The sequence below is a fragment of the Burkholderia contaminans genome (genome assembly GCF_029633825.1).
GTDB lineage: Bacteria > Pseudomonadota > Gammaproteobacteria > Burkholderiales > Burkholderiaceae > Burkholderia > Burkholderia contaminans.
Genome location: NZ_CP090640.1, coordinates 3,218,433 through 3,241,337, shown reverse-complemented (window position 1 = coordinate 3,241,337; position 22,905 = coordinate 3,218,433). Strand labels below are relative to the sequence as shown.

20 protein-coding genes and 1 other RNA gene are annotated in these 22,905 nt (G+C 67.0%); 10 read left to right on the top strand and 11 right to left on the bottom strand.

The window, feature by feature from the left end; translation table 11 throughout:
* Positions 1 to 154 precede the first annotated feature (154 nt).
* Positions 155 to 2,752: an ATP-dependent chaperone ClpB gene (clpB, locus tag LXE91_RS15085; protein ID WP_039366941.1), complete on the top strand. Its 2,598-nt coding sequence runs from the start codon at positions 155 to 157 to the stop codon at positions 2,750 to 2,752.
* A gap of 103 nt (positions 2,753 to 2,855) precedes the next feature.
* On the opposite strand, the gene LXE91_RS15080 is transcribed toward clpB, so the two are convergent.
* Positions 2,856 to 3,293 carry a YidB family protein gene (locus LXE91_RS15080; protein ID WP_039366939.1) on the bottom strand — a complete coding sequence of 146 codons (438 nt, stop codon included), beginning with the start codon at positions 3,291 to 3,293 and terminating at the stop codon, positions 2,856 to 2,858.
* Positions 3,294 to 3,384: 91 nt separating this feature from the next.
* Entirely contained in the window at positions 3,385 to 3,996 is a 612-nt protein-coding gene (locus tag LXE91_RS15075) for a ComEA family DNA-binding protein (RefSeq protein WP_039366936.1), read from the bottom strand.
* A gap of 295 nt (positions 3,997 to 4,291) precedes the next feature.
* Here LXE91_RS15075 and LXE91_RS15070 point away from each other — a divergent pair, with 295 nt between their 5' ends.
* A complete protein-coding gene (locus LXE91_RS15070; protein WP_039366933.1) occupies positions 4,292 to 4,759 on the top strand; it encodes a MerR family transcriptional regulator in 468 nt (155 codons plus the stop codon).
* On the top strand, positions 4,743 to 5,177 hold the full coding sequence (locus LXE91_RS15065) for a carboxymuconolactone decarboxylase family protein (protein WP_039366930.1): 435 nt from the start codon (positions 4,743 to 4,745) through the stop codon (positions 5,175 to 5,177). The genes LXE91_RS15070 and LXE91_RS15065 overlap by 17 nt, the downstream gene beginning before the upstream one ends.
* 19 nt (positions 5,178 to 5,196) lie before the next feature.
* Here LXE91_RS15065 and LXE91_RS15060 read toward each other — a convergent pair whose 3' ends face one another.
* Entirely contained in the window at positions 5,197 to 7,113 is a 1,917-nt protein-coding gene (locus LXE91_RS15060; protein ID WP_039366928.1) for a sigma-54-dependent Fis family transcriptional regulator, read from the bottom strand.
* 529 nt (positions 7,114 to 7,642) lie between these two features.
* Between LXE91_RS15060 and LXE91_RS15055 the strand changes: the two genes are divergently transcribed.
* The 6 genes from LXE91_RS15055 (at position 7,643) to lipA (ending at position 13,745) form a co-directional block, all read left to right on the top strand.
* Positions 7,643 to 8,701 carry an ATP-NAD kinase family protein gene (locus LXE91_RS15055; protein ID WP_039366925.1) on the top strand — a complete coding sequence of 353 codons (1,059 nt, stop codon included), beginning with the start codon at positions 7,643 to 7,645 and terminating at the stop codon, positions 8,699 to 8,701.
* Between the two features lie 59 nt (positions 8,702 to 8,760).
* On the top strand, positions 8,761 to 9,537 hold the full coding sequence (locus LXE91_RS15050) for an SDR family NAD(P)-dependent oxidoreductase (RefSeq protein ID WP_039366922.1): 777 nt from the start codon (positions 8,761 to 8,763) through the stop codon (positions 9,535 to 9,537).
* Positions 9,538 to 9,614: 77 nt separating this feature from the next.
* A complete protein-coding gene (locus LXE91_RS15045; RefSeq protein WP_039366918.1) occupies positions 9,615 to 10,598 on the top strand; it encodes a thiamine pyrophosphate-dependent dehydrogenase E1 component subunit alpha in 984 nt (327 codons plus the stop codon).
* Between the two features lie 54 nt (positions 10,599 to 10,652).
* Positions 10,653 to 11,657: an alpha-ketoacid dehydrogenase subunit beta gene (locus tag LXE91_RS15040; protein WP_039366915.1), complete on the top strand. Its 1,005-nt coding sequence runs from the start codon at positions 10,653 to 10,655 to the stop codon at positions 11,655 to 11,657.
* A gap of 4 nt (positions 11,658 to 11,661) precedes the next feature.
* A complete protein-coding gene (locus LXE91_RS15035; protein WP_039366912.1) occupies positions 11,662 to 12,777 on the top strand; it encodes an acetoin dehydrogenase dihydrolipoyllysine-residue acetyltransferase subunit in 1,116 nt (371 codons plus the stop codon).
* Positions 12,778 to 12,779: 2 nt separating this feature from the next.
* Complete coding sequence (gene lipA, locus LXE91_RS15030) at positions 12,780 to 13,745, top strand: lipoyl synthase (RefSeq protein WP_278068096.1); 966 nt, start codon at positions 12,780 to 12,782, stop codon at positions 13,743 to 13,745.
* Between the two features lie 11 nt (positions 13,746 to 13,756).
* On the opposite strand, the gene LXE91_RS15025 is transcribed toward lipA, so the two are convergent.
* The 8 genes from LXE91_RS15025 to trxA all read right to left on the bottom strand — a co-directional run bounded on the left by LXE91_RS15025 (position 13,757) and on the right by trxA (position 22,355).
* Positions 13,757 to 15,118 (bottom strand): MATE family efflux transporter, encoded by a 1,362-nt coding sequence (locus tag LXE91_RS15025; protein ID WP_046197067.1) that lies wholly within the window; start codon positions 15,116 to 15,118, stop codon positions 13,757 to 13,759.
* Between the two features lie 2 nt (positions 15,119 to 15,120).
* Positions 15,121 to 16,953 carry an ArnT family glycosyltransferase gene (locus LXE91_RS15020; protein WP_095146041.1) on the bottom strand — a complete coding sequence of 611 codons (1,833 nt, stop codon included), beginning with the start codon at positions 16,951 to 16,953 and terminating at the stop codon, positions 15,121 to 15,123.
* 144 nt (positions 16,954 to 17,097) lie between these two features.
* Entirely contained in the window at positions 17,098 to 17,358 is a 261-nt protein-coding gene (locus LXE91_RS15015) for a type B 50S ribosomal protein L31 (protein WP_006753671.1), read from the bottom strand.
* Between the two features lie 157 nt (positions 17,359 to 17,515).
* Complete coding sequence (locus tag LXE91_RS15010; RefSeq protein WP_039360307.1) at positions 17,516 to 18,349, bottom strand: M90 family metallopeptidase; 834 nt, start codon at positions 18,347 to 18,349, stop codon at positions 17,516 to 17,518.
* 38 nt (positions 18,350 to 18,387) lie between these two features.
* The gene (locus LXE91_RS15005) at positions 18,388 to 19,944 is read right to left on the bottom strand and encodes an MFS transporter (RefSeq protein ID WP_039360305.1); all 1,557 of its coding nucleotides are present in this window, start codon (positions 19,942 to 19,944) and stop codon (positions 18,388 to 18,390) included.
* Positions 19,941 to 20,441: a MerR family transcriptional regulator gene (locus LXE91_RS15000; RefSeq protein WP_039360302.1), complete on the bottom strand. Its 501-nt coding sequence runs from the start codon at positions 20,439 to 20,441 to the stop codon at positions 19,941 to 19,943. Before LXE91_RS15000 ends, LXE91_RS15005 begins: the two co-directional genes overlap by 4 nt.
* 131 nt (positions 20,442 to 20,572) lie before the next feature.
* Positions 20,573 to 21,835, bottom strand: a complete 1,263-nt coding sequence (gene rho / locus LXE91_RS14995; protein ID WP_006478662.1) for a transcription termination factor Rho — start codon at positions 21,833 to 21,835, stop codon at positions 20,573 to 20,575.
* 193 nt (positions 21,836 to 22,028) lie between these two features.
* Positions 22,029 to 22,355: a thioredoxin TrxA gene (trxA, locus tag LXE91_RS14990; RefSeq protein ID WP_006402348.1), complete on the bottom strand. Its 327-nt coding sequence runs from the start codon at positions 22,353 to 22,355 to the stop codon at positions 22,029 to 22,031.
* A gap of 405 nt (positions 22,356 to 22,760) precedes the next feature.
* Here trxA and ffs point away from each other — a divergent pair.
* Positions 22,761 to 22,859, top strand: an RNA gene (ffs, locus tag LXE91_RS14985) — signal recognition particle sRNA small type.
* The last annotated feature ends 46 nt before the right edge of the window (positions 22,860 to 22,905 follow it).

Genomic DNA, 22,905 nt, shown 5'->3' with positions numbered 1-22,905 from the left:
GCGCTTGCCGCGCTTCTCGATCCGGCCGTGGCCCGTCCCGGGGCCGCCTCGAGGATATCCATCGATTTTTGCGCTGAATCAACCCGAATTTCGCTTGAAAGCCGCATAACCATCCTCATCTTGGTGTTAATCGAAAATTGGAGGTCTCGACTAAATGAGAATCGACAAGCTCACCACCAAGTTCCAGGAAGCACTCGCGGACGCGCAAAGCCTCGCGGCAGGCCGCGACAATCAATACATCGAACCCGTTCACGTCCTCGCGGCGCTGGTCGCGCAGCAGGACGGTTCCGCGCGCTCGCTGATGTCGCGCGCGGGCGTTCACATTCAGGCGCTGCAAGGCGCGCTGAACGAGGCCATTTCGCGCCTGCCGCAAGTGACGGGCACGGGCGGCGACATCCAGATCGGCCGTGAACTGGCCGGGCTGCTGAACCAGGCCGACAAGGAAGCGCAGAAGCTCAACGACACGTTCATCGCGAGCGAGATGTTCCTGCTCGCCGTGTCCGACGACAAGGGCGACGCCGGCAAGCTCGCACGCCAGCACGGCCTCACGCGCAAGGCGCTCGAAGCCGCGATCGCCGCGGTGCGCGGCGGCTCGCAGGTGCACAGCCAGGACGCGGAAAGCCAGCGCGAGGCGCTGAAGAAATACACGGTCGACCTGACCGAGCGGGCCCGCGCGGGCAAGCTCGATCCGGTGATCGGCCGCGACGACGAAATCCGCCGTTCGATCCAGATCCTGCAGCGCCGCACCAAGAACAACCCGGTGCTGATCGGCGAGCCGGGCGTCGGCAAGACCGCGATCGTCGAAGGGCTCGCCCAGCGGATCGTCAACGGCGAAGTGCCCGAGACGCTGAAGGGCAAGCGCGTGCTGTCGCTCGACATGGCCGCACTGCTCGCGGGCGCGAAATATCGCGGCGAATTCGAGGAGCGCCTGAAGGCGGTGCTCAACGACATCGCGAAGGACGAAGGCCAGACGATCGTCTTCATCGACGAAATCCACACGATGGTCGGCGCGGGCAAGGCCGAAGGCGCGATGGATGCGGGCAACATGCTGAAGCCGGCGCTGTCGCGCGGCGAGTTGCACTGCATCGGCGCGACCACGCTCGACGAATACCGCAAGTACATCGAGAAGGATGCCGCGCTCGAGCGCCGCTTCCAGAAGGTGCTCGTCGACGAGCCGAGCGTCGAGGCGACGATCGCGATCCTGCGCGGGCTGCAGGAGAAGTACGAACTGCACCACGGCGTCGACATCACCGACCCGGCGATCGTCGCCGCGGCCGAGCTGTCGCATCGCTACATCACCGACCGCTTCCTGCCGGACAAGGCCATCGACCTGATTGACGAAGCCGCTTCGAAGATCAAGATGGAAATCGATTCGAAGCCCGAAGAGATGGACAAGCTCGACCGTCGTCTGATCCAGTTGAAGATCGAGCGCGAAGCCGTGAAGAAAGAGCAGGACGAAGCGTCGCAGAAGCGCCTGCAGCTGATCGAGGAAGAGATCGAGCGTCTCGGCCGCGAATATGCGGACCTCGAGGAAATCTGGACCGCAGAGAAGGCCGCGGTGCAGGGCAGCGCGCAGCTGAAGGAAGAGATCGAGAAGGTGCGTGCGGACATCGCGCGGCTGCAGCGTGACGGCAAGCTGGAGAAGGTTGCCGAGCTGCAGTACGGCAAGCTGCCGCAGCTCGAGGCGCAACTGAAGCAGGTCACGCAGGCCGAAGAGCAGGAGCAGCACAACCCGACGCGTCCGCGCCTGCTGCGCACGCAGGTCGGCGCCGAGGAAATCGCGGAAGTCGTATCGCGTTCGACCGGTATTCCGGTGTCGCGGATGATGCAGGGCGAACGCGAGAAGCTGCTGCACATCGAGGAAAAGCTGCATGAGCGCGTGGTCGGCCAGCACGAGGCGATCAGCGCGGTGGCCGATGCGATCCGCCGTTCGCGCGCGGGTCTCGCCGATCCGAACCGTCCGTACGGCTCGTTCCTGTTCCTCGGTCCGACCGGTGTCGGCAAGACCGAGCTGTGCAAGGCGCTGGCGTCGTTCCTGTTCGACTCGGAAGAGCACCTGATCCGTATCGACATGAGCGAGTTCATGGAGAAGCACAGCGTCGCGCGGCTGATCGGCGCGCCGCCGGGCTATGTCGGCTACGAGGAAGGCGGTTACCTGACGGAAGCCGTGCGCCGCAAGCCGTACAGCGTGATCCTGCTCGACGAGATCGAGAAGGCGCATCCGGACGTGTTCAACGTGCTGCTGCAGGTGCTCGACGATGGCCGCATGACGGACGGGCAGGGTCGCACGGTCGACTTCAAGAACACGGTGATCGTGATGACGTCGAACCTCGGCTCGCAGGTGATCCAGGCGATGACGGGTTCGCCGCAGGAAGAGATCAAGGACGCCGTGTGGCTCGAGGTGAAGCAGCATTTCCGCCCCGAGTTCCTGAACCGGATCGACGACGTCGTCGTGTTCCATGCGCTCGACCGCAGCAACATCGAGTCGATCGCGAAGATCCAGCTCGCACGCCTGCACGACCGGCTCGCGAAGCTCGACATGGCGCTCGACGTGTCGGAAGCGGCGCTCGAACAGATCGGCAAGGTCGGCTACGATCCGCTGTTCGGTGCGCGTCCGCTGAAGCGCGCGATCCAGCAGGAGATCGAGAATCCGGTCGCGAAGCTCATCCTCGCGGGCCGTTTCGGTCCGAAGGACGTGATTCCGGTCGACGTCCAGGACGGCACGTTCGTGTTCGACCGCGTCGTTCACTGATCGCAGGCCTGCGGCCGCCGCCCGGTTTGCGCCGGGCGCGCAAAAACAAACACCCCGCCTCGGCGGGGTGTTTGCTTATGGAGCGTCGCAACGACGCAGCGCGTCAGCCCTGCTTGTTGCCGCCGAACATGCCGGCGATCTGCGACAACGAGCCGAGCACGTTCGACGGGTCGACCTGTGCCTGGCCATCGGCCGGCACCGCGCCGTCCGGCGTCGCGTGGTTGACGACGTGCGGCAGCACTTGCGCGAGGACGGTCGAGGCCGTCGACGGATCGACACCGAACTTGCTCGCAAGCGCACCGATCGCATCCGAGCCCAGCACGTTCTGCAGGGTGTCCGGCGAGATCGGCTGGTTCTGGCCGGTGCCGACCCACGAGCCGATGATGTCGCCGGCGCCGCCGGCCTTGAACTTCTCGATCAGGCCATTCAGGCCGCCCGGCTGGTTGTTGATGAATTCGAGCGCGGTCGTGATCAGCGCGCTTTGCGAGTTGCCGCCGGCCTGGCCGCCGAGCAGACCGCCAACGATGTCGAGGAGACCCATGGTTCTTCACCTTTACCGATAATAAGGGCGCCACGTCGTGGGCGCCCGTTGAACGAATGCCGCGCGCACGCCGTCGCGCGCGCGGCGCACATCAGGCGCCTGACGCCGCGGCGGCGGAGGCTGCCTTGTCCTTCTTGCTTTTCTTCTTCGAACCCTTCGTCGCTTTTGCCGACGAGGCCGCGGCCGGTGCGCTCGCACCCGCATCGGCGGATGCCGCCGCCGCTGCGGCCGCTTTTTCCTTCTTCGTCGTGCGCTTGGCCTTGGCCGGCTTCGCCGCCGCATCCGGCGCGCTTGCCGCCGGTGCCGGTGCGGTGGCCGTCGTGCCGGCCGTCGCGGTCGTGGACGTCGACGCGGTGCCGGCCGACGTCGTTGCCGAGGTCGTTGCCGAGGTCGTCGCGGCCGGCTTCGACAGCTTCACGCCCTTCGGTGGCGTCGACGAGCCGCCGATCGTCAGGCCGTTTTCCTCGAGATGCCCGACCGATTTCGTGCCGAGGCCCTTGACGCGATTCGCGAGATCGTCCGCGTCCTTGAACGGGCCGTTCTTGGTACGTTCGTCGATGATCGCCTTCGACTTCACGGGCCCGAGACCCTTCACGGATTCGAGCGCGGCCTGGTCAGCCGTGTTGACTTCGACGGCTGCGGCAAGCCCTGCGGCGAGCGACAGCGATAGCGCGACGAACAGCATCAGCAGCTTTTTCAGCATGGCAAAGGCTCCCTGGTTCTGACGGATGAATGGCTGTTGCAACGGACGGCGGGCGACGCCCGGCCGGGCGTCGCCGTTAAGCATAGGACAAATGCGTGCCCTTTTTAAGACAGGCTGACCGAATCTTGCTGAAGGCTTGCGACGCTGTAAAGACCGAAACCTTCGCCGGATGACGGTTTTGACCATTCTTTACGGTGTCGCCGGGGCGTCTCCGGGTGTCGCTGACGATCGCCGCACTGGCTGTTCGACAGGGCTTGACTTAGAGTGAACTCTAACTCCTAACCTTGTTCCTGCCATGTCGAAAACCGTGACCCAACCTTCCTCCGCCTCCGCCGGCCCGCTGACGATCGGCCAGGTCGCCGAAATGACCGGCCTGTCGACGCATACGCTGCGGTACTACGAGCAGGCCGGCCTGCTGCGTGCGATTTCGCGCACGGCGGCCGGACACCGGCTCTATGCACCGGCCGACCTTGACTGGCTGGCCTTCGTGATGCGCCTGAAGGCGACCGGCATGCCGATCGCGCAGATGCAGGCGTTCGCGGCGCTGCGCGCGCAAGGCGAGTCGACCTTCGGTGCGCGGCGTAGCCTGCTGGTCGCGCATCACGACGCAGTGCGCGCGCATATCGCGGAGCTGCAGGCGAGCCTCGATGTGATCAGCGACAAGATCGTGAACTATGAGGCACAGGAGCGGGATATGGCTCGACGGGCAAGACCTTCTCACTCTCTATCGGAACAGGACGGACACAATGGAACGACTCGTTGAAGACCGCTACACGCGCGGCTGGAACAAACTGAAGGAAATCGACGGCGAAGTGGGCGAGCGCGTGATCGCGGCGCTCGCGCCGATCGCACCGGATTTCGGGCGGCTCCTGGTCGAGTTCGGTTTCGGCGACATCTACAGCCGGCCGCAGCTCGACCTGAAAGCGCGCGAGATCGCGACGATCGCGGCGCTGGCCGCGCTCGGCAATGCGCAGCCGCAACTCAAAGTGCATATCGAGGCTGCGTTGAATGTCGGCTGCACGCGCGACGAGATCGTCGAGGTGTTCATGCAGATGGCCGTCTACGCGGGTTTTCCGGCCGCGCTCAACGCGCTGTTCGCCGCGCACGAAGTGTTCACGCGGCGCGATGAGGCGGCCGGCAACGCGGCAGATGCGAACGAAGCAGCCGTACAGCCCGCATGACGAAGCGCGCGCCGGCGCGTCACGCGCGGTGCGGCGCGACGATCCGGTGCTTCGCGATGCGCCGGTACAGCGTCGCGCGCGAGATGCCGAGCGCCTGCGCGGCCGCGTCGGGCCGCCAGCGATGCGCGGTGAGCGCCGCGACGATGCGACTGCGTTCGTCGTCGGGCAGCGTGCCGGGAGACGTGCCGCCAAGCTGCGTGGCGATATCGGCCGGTAGATCTCGCCGCGTCACGCGCGCAGCGTCGCACACCGCGCACGCATAGCGCAGCACGTTGCGCAATTGCCGCACGTTGCCGGGCCACGGATACGCGGCGAGCTGTTCGGCGAGCGTCGCATCGAGCGTCAGCACGTGGCCCGTGGCCTGCGCTTCCTCGGCGAATACGGCGGCGATCACGTCGCGCACGTCGGCACGCTCGCGCAGCGGCGGCAGTTCGAACGTCGCGCCGCTCAGCCGGTAGTACAGATCCTCGCGGAACGTGCCGTCGGCCACCATGCGCGCGAGATCGCGGTGCGTCGCGCAGATCACGTCGAGATCGACGCGTACGGGTGTATCGCTGCCGAGCGGCACGACTTCGCCATCGGCGAGCACGCGCAACAGGCGCGTCTGCAGCGCGAGCGGCATGTCGCCGATTTCATCGAGGAACAGCGTGCCGCCGTCGGCGAGCGCGATCTTGCCGCGCGCGCCGTGCTTGCGTGCGCCGGTGAACGCGCCGGCCGCATAGCCGAACAGTTCGCTCTCGATCAGCGCTTCCGGCAGCGCGCCGCAGTTGACCGCGACGAACGGCCGCGTACGCCGCGCGCCGGCATCGTGGATCGCGCGCGCGAATACTTCCTTCCCCGCACCGGTTTCGCCGAGCACGAGAATCGGCAGCCGCTTGCTTGCGACACGCAGCGCGAGCTCGGCCTGCTGCGCGATATGCGCATCGCTGCTTTGCAGAAACGGCGTCAGCGCGCCGACGTGGCGTTGCGCGCTTCCCGGGCGGCGCGAGGCCGTTCCGGGCTCGCGGCCGGTCCGCCGTAGCGGCGCACGCAGCCGCGCATAGAGCGGCGCGCCGGTCGCGCGCAGCCGCAGCGCGACGATCGCATCGAGCCGCGCGGCATCGCGCAGCGGCATTTCGGTCGCATCGAAGATCTCGTCGATATGGCGCGGTTCGCGCAGTGCCGGCAGTGCGTCGCGCGCCTGCCGGTTTGCCGCGACGATGTTGCCGCATTCGTCGAACGCGATCAGCCACTCGGGTTGCGCTTCGACGTAGTGACGATTCGGATGACCAAACAGGATCCAGTGCTGCGCGGTGCTGTGCACGAAATAGCCGTCCTCGATCAGCGCCGCGCTCTGCCGCACGAGTTGATAGACGAGACGCTGGCTGTCGCGGCCGTCGGGTGAATGAACGGCCGACGCGTCGAGCACGCCGATCAGCTCGCCAGCCGGCGAGAAGATCGGTGCCGCGCTGCAGGTGAGCGTCGTGAAGGCCGCACGAAAGTGATCGGTCTTGTGCACGGTGATCGGCGCGAGATCGGTCAGTACGTTCGCGACGCCACAGGTGCCTTCCTCGCTTTCCGACCAGCACGAGCCGATGTGCAGCCCCGCATGGCGGAAGTCGTTGCGGCGCTCGCGGTCGATCCGGTAGTCGATCGTCACGCCGTGCGCGTCGGTCAGCATCACGCAGTAGTCCGCGACGCGGATCATGTCGTGCAGCCGCGTCAGGCACTGGCCCGACGCGCGCAGGAAGGCCTCCTCCTTGTCGCGTACTTCGCGGAGTTCGGCCGCGGTCAGCACGCGCGGGCCGATCGATGAAGCGGGGTCGAGCCTGTAACGCTCGAGGGACCGCTGCCACGAGGACACGAGGCGCGTGGAGTCGGCCGGCGCGGGCAGGCGTCCGGCGAGCGCGCCCAGCACTCGGTCGGCGTGCTGGGCCTGGGGGACGGCGTAGGGCATGGTCGGCTCCGGTTCCGTACGGCGGGGATGCGATGTTCTTGTAGCACATCCCGTTCGACGGATCACACTGCATCGCAGCACGCGGCGGCCCTGAGACGTTCGTCTCACGGTATCGCTGGCTGTCTCGTGTCGTTGAGACGCGTGCATGGGCGACAGGTGGAGATCGTCCGGCATGACGCGGCGTGCGCGGCGCCGCGACAGGGCGGGGTTTGCAGGCAGGGCGGTGCGCTTGCACCGGCGTCACGGCGGCCGTTTCGTCGTATCGACGCCGTGAGACGAGCGGGCCGAACGGCCGCGCGCTTCGCCCTTCCGGCGACGAATCCGAAACACCGGCATCCCCGCCGCGTCAGCATTCACGAGGGTTTCACGTTCCTCGCAGGCATGGTGGCACGCCGCTTGCAGAGATCACGGGCAAGTCGGCGCGGTTGCGTCGACGACGATCCGCCGCCCGGCGATGGCAGCGGACGAGACAGGCAGGGCCTCGGCACGCCAACGTGCCGCGGCCGGCCAACTGGATGGAGACGAACCCGTGACGATGCCCGTTACCGTCGGCGTGATCGCGAACCCCGCATCGGGGCGCGATATCCGGCGCCTCACGACGCATGCCTCCGTGTTTCCGACGGCGGAGAAGGCGAACATGGTCGTGCGCCTGCTGGCCGGCCTCGGTGCGATGGGCGTCGAGCGCGTGCTGACGCTGCGCGACCGGACGGGCATCGCGACGCTGCTGCTGCGTGCGCTCGACACGCACCGTGCGGTCGCGCCGCACGAGCGCTGGCCCCAGGTCGAATTCGTCGACCTGCCGATCACCGACACCGTCGCCGATACCCAGGCCGGCGCCGCGTACCTGCACCGGATGGAAGTCGCGCTGATCGTCGTGCTCGGTGGCGACGGCACCCATCGCGCGGTTGCCGCGCACTGCGGCGCGACGCCGCTCGTCGCGCTGTCCACCGGCACCAACAACGCATTTCCCGAACATCGTGAAGCCACCGTCGCCGGCGTCGCGGCAGGCCTCGCCGCGACCGGCGCCGTGCCGGCCGAAGTCGCGTTCACGCGCAACAAGCGGCTCGTCGTGCGCTGCGTGGCGGGCGCGCAGCCGGGGCGCGAGGAGATTGCGCTCGTCGACGTGTGCGCCGCGCGGCAGCGCTTCATCGGCGCCCGCGCGATCTCGGGGTCCGACGACATCGATTCGCTCTACCTGACGTTTGCGGAGCCGGACGGGATCGGCCTGTCCGCGCTCGGCGGCGCGTGGGCGCCGCTCGAACGCAGTGCGCCGCACGGGCTCGCGATGCGCTTCGCGGCCGAAGGCGAGACGGCCGGCACGCCGCTCGTCGCGCCGATCGCGCCGGGCCGCGTCGATCGCGTCGTGATGCGCAGTTGCGAGCGGCTCGAGCCGGGTGCGTGGCAGACGATTCCGTTCGAGCACGGCACGCTCGCGTTCGACGGCGAGCGCGAGATCGAGGTCGCGCGCGGCGATCGCTACGAGATCTCGCTCGACTGGCGCGGGCCGCTGACGGTCGACGTCGGCCGCACGCTGCGCTATGCGTCGTCACGCCAGCTGCTGCGCGATGCAGGCGACTGGCGCTATTGACGCCCCGCTTTACCGCGTGACATTTCGGCATCCACAACGATCGACAAGGAGACATCGCCATGACAGCCCCACTCGAAGGACAGGTCGCCATCGTCACGGGCGGCGCGCGCGGCATCGGCCGCGGCATTGCCCTGACGCTTGCCGGCGCGGGCGCCGACATCCTGCTGGCCGACCTGCTCGACGACGCACTCGACGCCACCGCGCGCGAGGTACGCGCGCTCGGCCGCCGGGCGGCGGTTGCGAAGATCGACGTCACGCAGGCCGCGCAGGTCGATGCGATGGTTGCGCAGGCGCTCACCGACCTCGGCCGGCTCGACATCCTCGTGAACTGCGCGGGCGTGATCAGCATTCATCCGGTTGGCGAACTGACCGAGCGCGACTGGGATTTCGTGATGGACGTGAACGCGAAGGGCACGTTCCTCGGCTGCCGCGCGGCGCTCGCGCCGCTGAAGGCGCAGGGCCGCGGCCGGATCATCAACGTCGCGTCGATCGCCGGCAAGGAAGGCTTTCCGAATCTCGCGCACTACAGCGCGTCGAAATTCGCGGTCGTCGGCTTCACGAACGCGCTCGCGAAGGAGGTCGCGCGCGACGGCGTGACTGTCAACGCGATCTGCCCCGGCATCGTGCGGACCTACATGTGGGACCGGCTGTCCGACGAATGGAAGACCGACGGCGAATCGGTCGAGGCGTCGTGGCAGCGGCACCAGTTGACGCTGATTCCGCAGGGCCGCGCGCAGACGCCGGAAGACATGGGCCGGCTCGCGCTGTTCTTCGCGACGATGGACAACGTGACGGGCCAGGCCGTGAACGTCGACGGCGGCTTCACGTTCCACTGACGGCCGCGGGCCGTGAAATCCGTCGCCACGGCCCGGCCGCGGCGGCATTCGCAGTCAGACCTACTCAGGAGACACACATGACCGCTTCGACACAGCTCAGCAGGGACACGCTGCTGGACGCCTACCGGCTGATGCGCACGATCCGCGAATTCGAGGAGCGCCTGCACGTCGAATTCGCGACCGGCGAGATTCCCGGCTTCGTTCACCTGTATGCGGGCGAGGAGGCGTCCGCGGTCGGCACGATACTGCACCTCGGCCTCGACGACTACGTCGCGACCACGCACCGCGGCCACGGCCATTGCATCGCGAAGGGCGTCGACGTGCACGGGATGATGGCCGAGATCTACGGCAAGAAGACGGGCGTCTGCCACGGCAAGGGCGGCTCGATGCACATCGCCGACCTGGCGATGGGGATGCTCGGCGCAAACGGGATCGTCGGCGCGGGCGGCCCGCTCGTCTGCGGTGCGGCGCTCGCGGCGAAGCACAGGAAGACCGGCGGCGTCGGCGTGTGCTTCTTCGGCGACGGCGCATCGAACCAGGGCGTGATCTTCGAATCGATGAACCTCGCGTCGGTGTGGCGGCTGCCCGCGATCTTCGTGGCCGAGAACAACGGCTATGCGGAAGCGACGTCGTCGAGCTGGTCGGTCGCGACCGACAACATCGCCGATCGCGCGAACGGGTTCGGGATGCCGGGCGTGATCGTCGACGGCTTCGACTTCTTCGCGGTGCACGAAGCGCTCGGCGAGGCCGTCGAGCGTGCGCGCAACGGTGGCGGGCCGACGCTCGTCGAGGTGAAGTTCACGCGCTATTTCGGCCACTTCGAAGGCGATGCGCAAACCTATCGCGCACCCGGCGAAGTGCAGAAGCTGCGCGACGAGAAGGACTGCCTGAAGCATTTCGAAACGCGCGTCGTGCGGGCCGAAGCGCTGACGACCGCCGACCTGCGCGCGGTCGATGCCCAGGTGAAGGCGCTGATCGACGATGCGGTCGCGCAGGCCAAGGCCGCGCCGGTACCCGACGCGGCCGACCTGCTGACCGACGTCTACGTGTCGTACCCGTGAGCGCCGCCTGACACTGCGGCCGACACGGCGAACCGAACATTCCAGGAGACAGACATGGCAAGGAAGATCACTTATTCGCAGGCGATCAACGAAGCGCTCGCGCAGGAAATGGCGCGCGACGACAGCGTGATCGTGATGGGCGAGGACAATGCAGGCGGCGCGGGCGCGCCGGGCGAGGACGACGCGTGGGGCGGCGTGCTCGGCGTGACGAAGGGCCTGTTCCACAAGTTTCCGGGCCGCGTGCTCGATACGCCGCTGTCCGAAGGCGGCTACATCGGCGCGGCGGTCGGCGCTGCCGCGTGCGGGATGCGGCCCGTCGCGGAGCTGATGTTCATCGATTTCATGGGCGTGTGCTTCGACCAGATCTTCAACCAGGCCGCCAAGTTCCGCTACATGTTCGGCGGCAAGGCCGTGACGCCGGTCGTGATCCGCGCGATGTACGGTGCAGGCCTTCGCGCGGCCGCGCAGCATTCGCAGATGCTCACGTCGCTGTTCACGCACATTCCGGGGCTGAAGGTCGTGTGCCCGTCGACGCCGTACGACGCGAAGGGGCTGCTGATCCAGGCGATCCGCGACAACGATCCCGTGATCTTCCTCGAACACAAGCTGCTCTATACCCGCGAAGGCGATGTGCCGGAGGAGTCCTATGCGATTCCGTTCGGCGAAGCGAGCGTGATGCGCGACGGCGACGACGCGACGATCGTCACGTACGGCCGGATGGTGCATCTCGCGATGGACGCGGCCGCGAAGCTCGCGAAGGACGGCATCCAGGTCGACGTGATCGACCTGCGCACGACGTCGCCGCTCGACGAGGACACGATCCTCGAAAGCGCGGAGCGCACCGGGCGCGTGGTGGTCGTCGATGAAGCGAACCCGCGCTGCTCGATCGCGACCGACATCGCCGCACTCGTCGCGCAGCGCGCGTTCCATGCATTGAAGGCGCCGATCGAACTCGTGACCGCGCCGCATACGCCCGCGCCGTTCGCGAGCGTGCTGGAAGACCTGTATATCCCGTCCGCCGATGCGATTGCGCAGGCGGTCCTGAAGACGAGGAGCTGACACGATGTCGATTCACATGATCACGATGCCCAAGTGGGGGCTGTCGATGGAGCAGGGGCAGGTCAACGGCTGGCTGAAGTCGCTCGGCGAACGCGTGACGAAGGGCGATGAAGTGCTCGACGTCGAGACCGACAAGATCTCGTCGGGCGTCGAATGCGCGTTCGACGGCACGCTGCGCCGGCAGGTCGCGCAGGAGGGCGAGACGCTGCCGGTCGGTGCGCTGCTCGGCGTCGTCGCCGCCGCTGACGCGAGCGATGCCGACATCGATGCGGCGATCGCCGATTTCCAGCGTGACTTCGTGCCGAGCGCGGCCTCCGACGAAGCCGCGGGCCCGCAGCCGGAAAAGGCGCAGATCGGCGGCCGGACGGTGCGCTTCCTGAAGCTCGGTGAAGGCGCGGGCACGCCCGCCGTGTTGATCCACGGCTTTGGCGGCGATCTCAACAACTGGCTGTTCAATCACGCGGATCTCGCCGCGCACCGGCCGGTGTGGGCGCTCGATTTGCCCGGTCATGGCGAGTCGGGCAAGGCGGTCGAGACGGGCAGCCTCGACGAACTGGCCGACGCGGTGCTCGCGCTGCTCGATGCGAAGGGCATCGACAAAGCTCACCTGATCGGCCATTCGATGGGCGGTGCAGTCGCGATGACGGCGGCCGAGCGCGCGCCGCAACGCATCGCATCGCTGACGCTGATCGCGAGCGCCGGGCTCGGTACCGACATCAACCGCGCTTACATCGACGGCTTCGTTGCGGGCAACAGCCGCAACACACTGAAGCCGCACCTCGGCGCGCTGTTCGCGGACAACGCGCTGGTCACGCGGCAGCTCGTCGAGGATCTGGTCAAGTACAAGCGGCTCGAAGGCGTGCAGGCCGCGCTCGAGAAGATCGCGAATGCCGCGTTCGACGGCGCCGCGCAGCGGCGCGTGTTTCGCGACCGGCTCGCGACGCTTGCGCCGCGCACGCTCGTCATCTGGGGCGAGCGCGACCAGGTGATTCCGGCGCAGCACGCGCAGGGTTTGCCGGAAGGCGTGCGGGCCGAGGTGATCGCCGGCAGCGGGCACATGGTGCAGATGGAGGCGGCCGCCGACGTGAACCGCCTGATCGTCGCGTTTCTCGGAGGCTGACGATGGCCGCCGCGCTCGAACGACCCAGCCTCACGGCGCTCGGCCAGCCGGGCGCGAGAAGCCGTGACAAGCTCGCGCGCATTCCGGTGCGCGTCGAGCCCGCGGCCGGTGTGGCGTTGCCGAAGCCGCCGTGGCTGCGCGCGCGGCCGATGATGAGCGCGGCGGTCGCCGACATGGCGGCCGTGCTGCGCGAGCATCGGCTGCACTCCGTCTGCGAGGAGGCGATGTGCCCGAACATCGGCGAATGCTTCGCGCAGCGCACGGCGACCTTCATGATCATGGGCGGCCTGTGCACGCGGCGCTGCCCGTTCTGCGACGTCGCCCACGGCCGTCCCGAGCCGCTCGACGCCGACGAGCCCGCGCGGCTGGCCGATGCGGCCGCGGCGCTCGGGCTGCGCTACGTCGTGATCACGTCGGTCGACCGCGACGACCTGCGCGACGGCGGCGCCGCGCATTTCGCCGCGTGCATCGCGGCGGTGCGCGCGAGCGTGCCGGGCATCGGCGTCGAAGTGCTGACACCGGACTTCCGCGGCCGCGTGACCCGCGCGCTCGATGCGCTGTCGACGGCCCGGCCCGACGTGTTCAACCACAACATCGAGACGGTGCCGTCGCTGTATCGCGCGGCGCGGCCGGGCGCCGACTATCGCGGCTCGCTCGAACTGCTCGCGCAGGCGAAGCGGGCACGGCCGGGACTGGTGACGAAATCGGGGTTGATGCTCGGGCTCGGCGAGTGCGACGACGAAGTGCGCGACACGCTGCGCGACCTGCGTGCGCATGACGTCGACGTGCTGACGCTCGGCCAGTACCTCGCGCCGTCCGCGCACCATCTGCCGGTGCGGCGCTACGTCAGCCCGGACGCGTTCGCCGCGTGGCGCGACGAGGCGCTGTTGCTCGGTTTCAGGGAAGTCGTCGCCGGCCCGCTCGTGCGGTCGTCGTATCACGCGGCCGACGTGCTGGAGGAGACGTAGCGGGCAGTGCGTCAGGCGGACGTGGAAGCGGCGGCATGCGCATGACTGACGCGGCGCAGGTACAGCACGAGCCCGGCGCCCGCGAGCATCAGGCTGATCGTGTTCGCGAACCAGAAGCCGCGCGCGCCGGTCAGCCACGCGGGCGCGATCCCGCCCACGTCGAAGCCGAGCACGTAGCCGCCGCTGAGCCCGACGCCCCACAGCGCGACCGCATAGATCACGGTCGGCACGACCGCGACCTTGTACGCGCGCAGCACGAACGCCGACGTGACCTGCAGCGCGTCGAAGACGTGGTAGCACGCGACGATCGCGACGAGCGGCATCGCGGCCGCGGCGACGGCCGGGTTCGGCGTATAGCCGCCGATGATCAGCGGGCGCAGCACGAACACGAGCAGGCCGTAGGTCGCGGCGATGCCGCACGCGAAGATCACGCTGTGGCGGCCGAGCAGCCGGGCTTCCTCGGGCCGACCGGCGCCGAGAGCGCGCGCGACCAGCGTCGACGCCGCCACGCCGATCGACAGCGGCGTCATGTACAGCACCGCGCCGATGTTGCCGGCGATCTGGTGGCCGGCGAGCGTCGTCGTGCCGAACTGCGCGATGAACAGCGCCATGCACGTATACGACGTGACCTCGATCAGGTACGACAGGCCCATCGGCACGCCGAGTTTCAGGATCGCCTTCTGGCGTTCCCAGACCGGCCAGCAGAAGCGCGAGAAGATCGCGAGCGGCGCGAACACGTCGAGCTTCGCGAGCAGCGTGTAGCCGATCAGCGCGAGCGCCCAGTTGATCAGCGTGCTCGCGAGCCCGCAGCCGGGGCCGCCGAGGGCCGGCACGCCGAACCCGCCGAAGATGAACCACACGTTCAGCGGAAACTTGAGCAGCAGCGCGCCGATCTGCAGGATCATTGCGAGGCGCGGCTTGCCGGCCGCGTTGGTCAGCGCGTTGTAGATGCGGAAGACGAGGCTGGCGGGCAGCCCGTACGACAGGATGCGCAGGTAGTCGACGGTGCGGTCGTGCAGCGCGGCGGGCGTGTGTGCGACGCGCAGCAGCGGTTCGGGAAAATGCAGCAGGAGAAAGCCGGGCACCGCGAGCAGCAGCGCGAGCCACAGCGCCTGGCGCACTTCCTCGCCGATCTCGGCGTAGCGGCGCGCGCCGTACAGCTGCCCGGTGATCGGCTGCAGCGCCGACAGGATGCCCGTCAGGCCGATATAGATCGAAATGTAGATCGACGAGCCGAGCCCGAGTGCGGCCAGATCGACGGCCGAATAGCGCCCGACCATCGCGGTGTCGATCACGCCGAACGCGATGATCGCAAGCTGGCCGACGAGCACCGGCCATGCGAGACCGACGATCCGGCGGATGTCGCCGAACATCGTCAATCGGCCGGCTGGCGGCGCGGCGGACGCCGCTTGACGGGCGTCTTCGGCCGTTCGATGCGCTCGTACAGGCGGAAGCGCTCGTCACGGTCGGCGGCGCGGCGGCCTTCCCACACGAGACGCCACACGTATTGCGACATCGAGCTCGGCTCGCCGAAGTCCGAGCGGTCCTGGCGCAGGATCACGTCGCAGTCGCCGGAAAAGTCAAAGCGCATGTTGCCGAAATACGCGAAGGTCGCGATCTGCGCGTCGCCGAGCCGCACCGGCGAGATGCACTCGTAGTCGGACGGCAGGTGCACGGCGATCTGCTGCGCGACGTCGCGATAGGTCCGGCCGTAGTTGACGATCGGCAGCCACAGCGTCATCAGCAGCACCCACATCAGCGTGGTGCCCGCACCCGACAGCACGACGCTGCGCCACAGCACTTTCGGCTGCCGCGAGATGCGCCAGCGCACGAGGAAGCACCAGCACACGGTGGCGATCACCGCGCAGATGAACGACAGGATCTTGAAGTGCGGCTCGTAGCCGGGCACGAGGCGGGCGAGGTTGCGCGCGAGCGGATGCGGAAAGCCCGTGAGCGAGGCGAGCCACACGAGCCACACGAAGGTGCCGAGGATCGTGAAGCTCAGCACCGCGAACCAGTCGATCGCGTTGATCGCGCCGCGCTTGAGGGTCGGCAGCGCGAACGTCGCGAGTACCGCGAGCGGCGGCAGCAGCAGCATGTACATGCGGTTCGACTGCTGGCTCTGCAGGATCACGAGCGCGACGAGCGGCACGGCGACCGACAGCGGAATCGCGACGTGCGCACGGCGGCGCATGCCGGCCCAGCTCCACCATGCCCAGATCGCGAGCGGCCATGCGGGCCACGTGAACAGCGGGAGGTTCTTTGCCGCATAGCCGAGCACGGCGGTCGGCGGACCCGAAAAGCGCATCAGGCTGCCGTGGATCCACTGGTTGAAGAACCATGCGGCGTCGTCGGGTGCCGCGACGAACGCGGCCAGCGGCCACAGCGCGAAGATCGCGGCCGCGAGCGGTACGCCGACCAGCGGCAGGCGCAGGTTGCGCATCTCGGGCGTGACGAGCCACAGCACGGCCGTGCCGGCGAGCAGGGCGACGACCAGCACCGGATTGCCGGACAGCGCGACGAGGCCCATCGCGAGGCCCCACCACAGCGCGCCCTGCATCGGCTTGTCGATGCCGCGCACGATCCCGTAGACGAGCATCGCGATCCACGCGAACTCCGCAAGCTGCGGCGTCGTTTCATGCCCGCGCTCCGCGAGGCCGAAGCAGGCGACGAGCACCAGCAGCGCGCCATCGGCGAGCGTGCGGCCGTAGTCGCGCGGCTCGGGCTCGCCGCCGAATGCGTATTTGAACGGCTGGACCTCGGCACGCCGGCCGAGCAGATAGGCCGCGTACCAGACGAATGCGCACGCGACGCAGAACAGGATGCCGGTATCGACGCGCGACGCGTTGCTCGCGTCGACCCACGGGCCGAGGCCGCGGATCGACAGCGCGCCGAGCCAGTAGCCGAGCGGCCCGTCGGTCGTGATGAACTTGCCGACCAGGTTCGGCAGCAGCCAGTCGTGCCAGCCGCCCTTGGCCATCGTCCACATCACGCCAAAGCCCGCCGCGTCCTCGTTCTTCCACGGGTCGCGGCCGAACAGGCCGAACGCGGCGTAGACGAAGCAGAGCGTGAGCAGCAGCCAGCGCGGTAGCGCGCGCGTGGCGGAGGCGGTGAGACGGACGACAGGCTTCATGCAGATGAGCGATTTGTTATGGGCGGGTGGCCGGCGCGGATGCGCGCGGTCGAGCCGGTTTCGAGCATCCGGCATTGTAGACGCGCCCGCTGTTGCGCGTCAGGTCGATGCCCGGGCGCCGGCTGGCGCCTGCCGGGCGAGCAGAGACAAAAAAGGGCAGCCTGGGCTGCCCTTTTGTGCGGTACCGGTGCAATGCAACCACCGGATGCAGTGCGAAGCTTACTTCGCCTTGCCGCTGGCGCGAACGCCGAACTTGTTCTTGAACTTCTCGACACGGCCTGCCGTGTCCATGATCTTTTGCTGACCCGTGTAGAACGAGTGCGATTCCGACGACACTTCGATCTTGGCGAGCGGGTAGGTCTTGCCATCGAGTTCGATGTTTTCGCGCGTCTGGATCGTCGAGCGCGTGATGAACTTGAAGCCGTTCGACATGTCTTGGAAGACGACTTCGCGGTAGTTCGGGTGGATGCCTTCTTTCATGGTCTTTCCTTGGTGAGAGCGGTAGCCAACCCGCCGCTTGTCGTACCGGAACGCGCACATTGCGCAAACCAGACCACGCCAAGCCCGGCGCGAGCCACTTGCCTAAGGTCGAAAAACGGCGATTATGCCAGAAAATCAGATGGTTGACGAATAATTTTCACGGCGCGTCGAGCGCGCCGGTGCCGGCCGGATCCTGCCGGTAGTAGCGCGCGAGCAGCCGGTACAACTCCGGAAATTCGGACTCGAACGCTTTCGGCCGGACGAACAGCGCTTCGCTGCATACCGCGAAGAATTCCGACGGGTGGTCGGCCGCATAGGGATCGATCAGCGAATCCCGCTCGAAGCGCGCCCACGCACGGTCCGGCACTGCGTCGACGCGCGCGCAGAACTGGTCGTACGCGTGTTCGAACACGTCGGCCCAGGCCTGCGCATCGAGGTGCGGCGCGTGCCAACGCCGAAATAGGGGCGGATAGCCATCGGCCGCGCCGTTGACCATGTCGATCTTGTGCGCGAACTCGTGGATCACGACGTTGTATGCGTCGTGGCCGTCCGTCATCTGCGCGTCTTCCCAGGACAGGATCACGGGGCCGCCTTCCCAGGCCTCACCGCTCGCATCCTGCTCCACTTCGTGCACGACGCCGTCCTCGTCCTGCACCGTCTTGCGGATCACGAATTCACCCGGGTACACGACGACGCCGACCCAGCCGTCGTACAGCGACAGGTCGAGATTCAGCACGGGCAGGCAGGCCTGCGCGGCGATCGCGACGATCATCGCGTCGGTCAACTCGAGCCCGTGTGCGGTCGAGAACGATTTCTTCGCGATGAACAGGCTCGTCAGTTCGCGCAGACGGCCGAGCGCGTCGGGCGGCAGTGCCGCGAGAAACGGCAGGCGCTCGACGGTGTCCTGCCACAGCGCGTCGGGAATCGGGTGGCTGCGCAGCGCGTGGTTGCGGCGGCGGTCGTCGAACCAGCGGGTCAGTTTCGAGAGCATGAAGGCGGCTCGCGGAAATCCAAAGCCTGTCTTTTAACTCAATCGATCTCTTTTTGCCATGCCGCAAAGAGGCCGCCGACGAGCGCCACGCCCGCCAGGAAGTAAAAGCCGTCGAGCGACGCGAGGAACGACGCCTGTTGCGCGACCATGCGCGCGATCGACGCGATCGCGAGTCCGTGCGCCTCGTTCAGCGCGTGGCCGGCGGCGGCATAGCTGCGCGTCAGCGCATCGACTGTCTGCTGGAAGAGCGGGTCGAACACGTTCGCGCGCTCGACGAGCCGCGTCTGATGCACGGCCACGCGGTGCTGTTCGACGATGATCACCGACGACGTCGCGAACGAGATCGTCAGTTGCCGGACGATGTTCTTCAGCCGGTAGCCGTGCGTATATTCGTCGATCGCGAAGATCCGGAACGTCAGGTTGGCCACCGGCAGCACGATGAAGAGCAGCAGCAATCCGCGCAGCAGCAGCGGGACGATCAGCGCGGCCTCGCCGACCTGCGGCGTCATCCGCGTCATCCACAGCGCGGCCGTGATGGCGATCGCGAACCCCGGCAAGACGAACCACTTCTTGTGGGTGACGAGTTTCGCGTAACGCAGGTACGCGAACAGCGCGGTGGCCGAAATCAGCGACATCGTGCCCACCAGCCGCCCGGCGTTCTCGACCGGATAGCCGAGCCCGCTTTCGAGAAAGCGCGACGTCAGGTAACTGAAGCCCGTCGACTCGTAGTAATAGAACATGTAGAGCAGCAGCCCGACCTGGAACGTCCGTTCGCGGAACGCGTGCAGGCGCACGAGCGGCGTCGGGTGGTTCCACTGGTGATACGCGAACCACGCAAGCGCGCCGATTCCCGCGATCGTCAGCAGGATCAGCATGGGCGAGCCGCTGTAGAGCTGGTAATGCACCTGCTGCAGCACGATCTGCAGCGCGCCTTGCGCGAGCGCGAACACGACATACGGCCAGAAGTGTCCGGAGCCGCGTTCGTCGTCGGGTGTCCGGCCCGAATCGGGCAGCGTGAGCAGCGCGAGGATCGCGAACGCGATGCCGGCCGGCGCCGAGCACGCGAACAGCGCGCGCCACGTCGAATGTGCGACGAGCAAGCCGCCGACGATCGGCGCGAGCGCGCTGCCGAGCAGGATCATGATCAGGAACGCGCGTGTCGCGGGCGGCCGTTCCTGCGGCTTGAAGCTGATCTGGATCAGGATCCGGCACGCGCCCATCATCGGGCCGATGAAATATCCCTGAAAGCCGCGCGCAAATGCGAGTTCGAGCGACGTGTCGGCGAGCGCGGCCGCGATCGCGCCGAACGAGAACATCAGCATGCAGCCGGCGACGTAGCGGCGATGGCCGAGCCGGTCGACCCACCATTGCTGCTGCAGGATGCCGAGCACGGCCGTGACCGCATAGGCGCTCGACGACCACACGAGCTCGTCGGGCGATGCATTGATGCCGCCTGCGATGTAGCTCGCGAAGAACGAGAAGACCGCGTTGTCGAAATAGTCGATGCCGGTGACGAGCGCAAGCGCCCAGGGGAACAGGTCCGCGCGCAGGTTCGCGCGGCTCCACAGCGGCGAGCGACCGGGCATCGTGTTCATTCGCGCGCCTTGCGTGCGCGCCGCGTGCCGGCTTCGGCCTGCCGCTGCGCGATCAGCGCATCGGCGTTTTCGCCGGCAAGGCGCCGATCGACGTAGTCGATGTCGTGCTGCAGCTCCTTGCGCAGCGCGACGGCTTCCTTCAGTTCGCGCTGGACGGCCGCGATCCGCCGGTCGAGTGTGTCGATCTGCTCGGCGAGGCCGGTGCGGATGTCGCGCAGCGACGCGTCCGAATAGCGGCGCCGGCCGTCGCCCGTTTCTTCCAGCGGGCGTTTCAGCATTTCCGTGATGCCGTGTAGCGAGAAGCCGAGCGCCCGCAGCCGCAGGATACGCGCGAAGCGCTCGAGGTCGGTCTCGTCGTAGAGGCGGTAGCGGCCTTCGCTGCGCGACGGCGTGACGAGCCCGCGCTCTTCGTAATACTTCAGCGTGCGCGGCGTGACGCCGAGCCGTGACGCCGCATCGCTCACGGTCAGCAGCGGGGTGGAGGTGTCGTTCGGCATCGGGAGGGGATCGGGTTTGGGTGATGCCGCGATTATAGATCAACCTGTACGTTCACGTTCAGGTTGATACCGAAAAACGGCCGCCGGGCAGGATGCGCGGGCGGCCGTCTTGTTGGTGCGGGGCGGGGCAATTATCCGCCGCGGCGCATCAGGTCGAAGAACTCGGAGTTGCTCTTCGTCTGGCGGATCTTGTCGAGCAGGAATTCCATCGCTTCGACTTCGTCCATGTCGTGGATGAACTTGCGCAGCACCCAGATCTTTTGAAGGATCTCGGGCTTGATCAGCATTTCTTCGCGACGCGTGCCCGACTTGTTCAGGTTGATCGACGGATACACGCGCTTTTCCGCGAGACGGCGCTCGAGGTGCACTTCCATGTTGCCGGTGCCCTTGAACTCTTCGTAGATGACGTCGTCCATGCGGCTGCCGGTTTCGATCAGTGCGGTGCCGATGATCGTCAGCGAACCGCCTTCCTCGATGTTGCGCGCCGCGCCGAAGAAGCGCTTCGGACGTTGCAGTGCGTTCGCGTCGACACCACCCGTCAGCACCTTGCCCGATGCCGGGATCACGGTGTTGTACGCGCGTGCGAGGCGCGTGATCGAGTCGAGCAGAATCACGACGTCGTGCTTCATTTCGACGAGGCGCTTGGCCTTCTCGATCACCATTTCGGCGACCTGCACGTGGCGCGTGGCCGGTTCGTCGAACGTCGAGGCGATCACTTCGCCGGCGACCGAGCGCTGCATTTCGGTCACTTCTTCAGGGCGCTCGTCGATCAGCAGCACGAACAGGATCACGTCCGGGTGGTTCTGCTTGATCGCGTGTGCGATGTGCTGGAGCATCACGGTCTTGCCCGACTTCGGCGACGCGACGAGCAGGCCGCGCTGGCCCTTGCCGATCGGCGCGATCATGTCGATGATGCGGCCCGTGACGTTTTCCTCGCCGCGCATTTCGCGTTCGAGCGACAGCGGCTTGTTCGGGTGCAGCGGCGTGAGGTTCTCGAACATGATCTTGTGTTTCGAGGCCTCGGGCGGCTGCCCGTTGACTTTGTCGACCTTCACCAGCGCGAAGTAGCGCTCGCCGTCCTTCGGCGTGCGGACTTCACCTTCGATGGTGTCGCCGGTGTGCAGGTTGAAGCGGCGGATCTGCGACGGGCTGATGTAGATGTCGTCGGTGCTCGCGAGGTACGACATTTCCGGCGAGCGCAGGAAGCCGAAGCCGTCCGGTAGCACTTCGAGCGTACCGTCGCCGAAGATCGTCTCACCCGTCTTGGCGCGCTTTTTGAGAATGGCGAACATCAGCTCCTGCTTGCGCAGGCGGTTCGCGTTTTCGATCTCCAGGCCATTGGCCATTTCGATCAGTTCGGAGACGTGCAGAGACTTGAGCTCGGATAAATGCATACGGAGAACCCGCCAGGGAGGAGACGACGAAAGAAATAAAGGGAGGAGGGCGAGCGGAAGCGCTCAGAGACTTAAATGCGTCTTGTAGACGTTTTTTAATTCTAGCATAGGCCGATTCGCGCTTGAGCGAGCGATCGGCGGCTTGTCGACGGACGTGTTGCCGGCTGACAACACGTCCGCGGAACTGCCTGTATTACAGGTGGCTGTCCAGGAATGCGGTGAGCTGCGACTTCGACAGCGCGCCGACCTTCTGCGCGGCGGCCGCGCCGTTCTTGAACAGGATCAGCGTCGGGATGCCGCGCACGCCGAACTTCGCGGGCGTTGCCTGGTTGTCGTCGACGTTGATTTTTGCGATCTGCAGCTTGTCGCCGTAGTCCTTCGCGACTTCGTCGAGGATCGGGGCGATCATTTTGCACGGGCCGCACCATTCGGCCCAGAAATCGACGAGCACGGGCTTGTCGGATTTGACGACGTCCTGTTCGAACGATGCGTCGCTGATGTGTTTGATCTGTTCGCTCATTGGGTCAATACCTCTTACGGTTCGGGGACTGCCTGCTTGCGCGTTGCGGCGAACCGGCTGCCGTTGGCTGCCGGCCGCTGCGGCAGGTCACTCCGCTCTCCGGAAAGGAGGGGTGTAAGCGCTGCATGCCGCGGCTCGCGGGTCGTTCGGGCGTCATATTAGCCTAAATTGCTATCTGCTGCGGGCGGCGATAGTAGCCGCTACGCGAGTAGGGGTACGACGCGACGTTCGACCATCGTGTCCAGCAGGTGGAGGCCGGCTCGCAAATTACAAGGGGTGGACGCGCAGGCCCTTCGCGTCGGGAGGGCTTCGTGAAGCCCGATGTGCGTCGGTTTGTCTGGTCAAATTCGCATTGGTGCGAACAAACGGTCGCATTCATCCGGAAGCGGTGATAGAATATGCCGTGACGGGCCTCCTCGCATGGTGGGGCGGTGAACCTGGTCAGGTCGGGAACGAAGCAGCCACAATCGTTTTCCGCCAGTGCCGAGGGTCGGGCTCGTCACCTTCCTTCTCGCCCCGTTCGCCGGGCGTTTTTTATTTCTGCACCACA

What these genes read in the sequence shown, in the direction of transcription:
- clpB (WP_039366941.1), top strand. Translation starts at nt 155, where the DNA reads ATGAGAATCGACAAGCTCACCACCAAGTTCCAGGAAGCACTCGCGGAC.
- LXE91_RS15080 (WP_039366939.1), bottom strand. Translation starts at nt 3,293, where the DNA reads ATGGGTCTCCTCGACATCGTTGGCGGTCTGCTCGGCGGCCAGGCCGGC.
- LXE91_RS15075 (WP_039366936.1), bottom strand. Translation starts at nt 3,996, where the DNA reads ATGCTGAAAAAGCTGCTGATGCTGTTCGTCGCGCTATCGCTGTCGCTC.
- LXE91_RS15070 (WP_039366933.1), top strand. Translation starts at nt 4,292, where the DNA reads ATGTCGAAAACCGTGACCCAACCTTCCTCCGCCTCCGCCGGCCCGCTG.
- LXE91_RS15065 (WP_039366930.1), top strand. Translation starts at nt 4,743, where the DNA reads ATGGAACGACTCGTTGAAGACCGCTACACGCGCGGCTGGAACAAACTG.
- LXE91_RS15060 (WP_039366928.1), bottom strand. Translation starts at nt 7,113, where the DNA reads ATGCCCTACGCCGTCCCCCAGGCCCAGCACGCCGACCGAGTGCTGGGC.
- LXE91_RS15050 (WP_039366922.1), top strand. Translation starts at nt 8,761, where the DNA reads ATGACAGCCCCACTCGAAGGACAGGTCGCCATCGTCACGGGCGGCGCG.
- LXE91_RS15045 (WP_039366918.1), top strand. Translation starts at nt 9,615, where the DNA reads ATGACCGCTTCGACACAGCTCAGCAGGGACACGCTGCTGGACGCCTAC.
- LXE91_RS15040 (WP_039366915.1), top strand. Translation starts at nt 10,653, where the DNA reads ATGGCAAGGAAGATCACTTATTCGCAGGCGATCAACGAAGCGCTCGCG.
- LXE91_RS15035 (WP_039366912.1), top strand. Translation starts at nt 11,662, where the DNA reads ATGTCGATTCACATGATCACGATGCCCAAGTGGGGGCTGTCGATGGAG.
- lipA (WP_278068096.1), top strand. Translation starts at nt 12,780, where the DNA reads ATGGCCGCCGCGCTCGAACGACCCAGCCTCACGGCGCTCGGCCAGCCG.
- LXE91_RS15025 (WP_046197067.1), bottom strand. Translation starts at nt 15,118, where the DNA reads ATGTTCGGCGACATCCGCCGGATCGTCGGTCTCGCATGGCCGGTGCTC.
- LXE91_RS15020 (WP_095146041.1), bottom strand. Translation starts at nt 16,953, where the DNA reads ATGCCGGATGCTCGAAACCGGCTCGACCGCGCGCATCCGCGCCGGCCA.
- LXE91_RS15015 (WP_006753671.1), bottom strand. Translation starts at nt 17,358, where the DNA reads ATGAAAGAAGGCATCCACCCGAACTACCGCGAAGTCGTCTTCCAAGAC.
- LXE91_RS15010 (WP_039360307.1), bottom strand. Translation starts at nt 18,349, where the DNA reads ATGCTCTCGAAACTGACCCGCTGGTTCGACGACCGCCGCCGCAACCAC.
- LXE91_RS15005 (WP_039360305.1), bottom strand. Translation starts at nt 19,944, where the DNA reads ATGAACACGATGCCCGGTCGCTCGCCGCTGTGGAGCCGCGCGAACCTG.
- LXE91_RS15000 (WP_039360302.1), bottom strand. Translation starts at nt 20,441, where the DNA reads ATGCCGAACGACACCTCCACCCCGCTGCTGACCGTGAGCGATGCGGCG.
- rho (WP_006478662.1), bottom strand. Translation starts at nt 21,835, where the DNA reads ATGCATTTATCCGAGCTCAAGTCTCTGCACGTCTCCGAACTGATCGAA.
- trxA (WP_006402348.1), bottom strand. Translation starts at nt 22,355, where the DNA reads ATGAGCGAACAGATCAAACACATCAGCGACGCATCGTTCGAACAGGAC.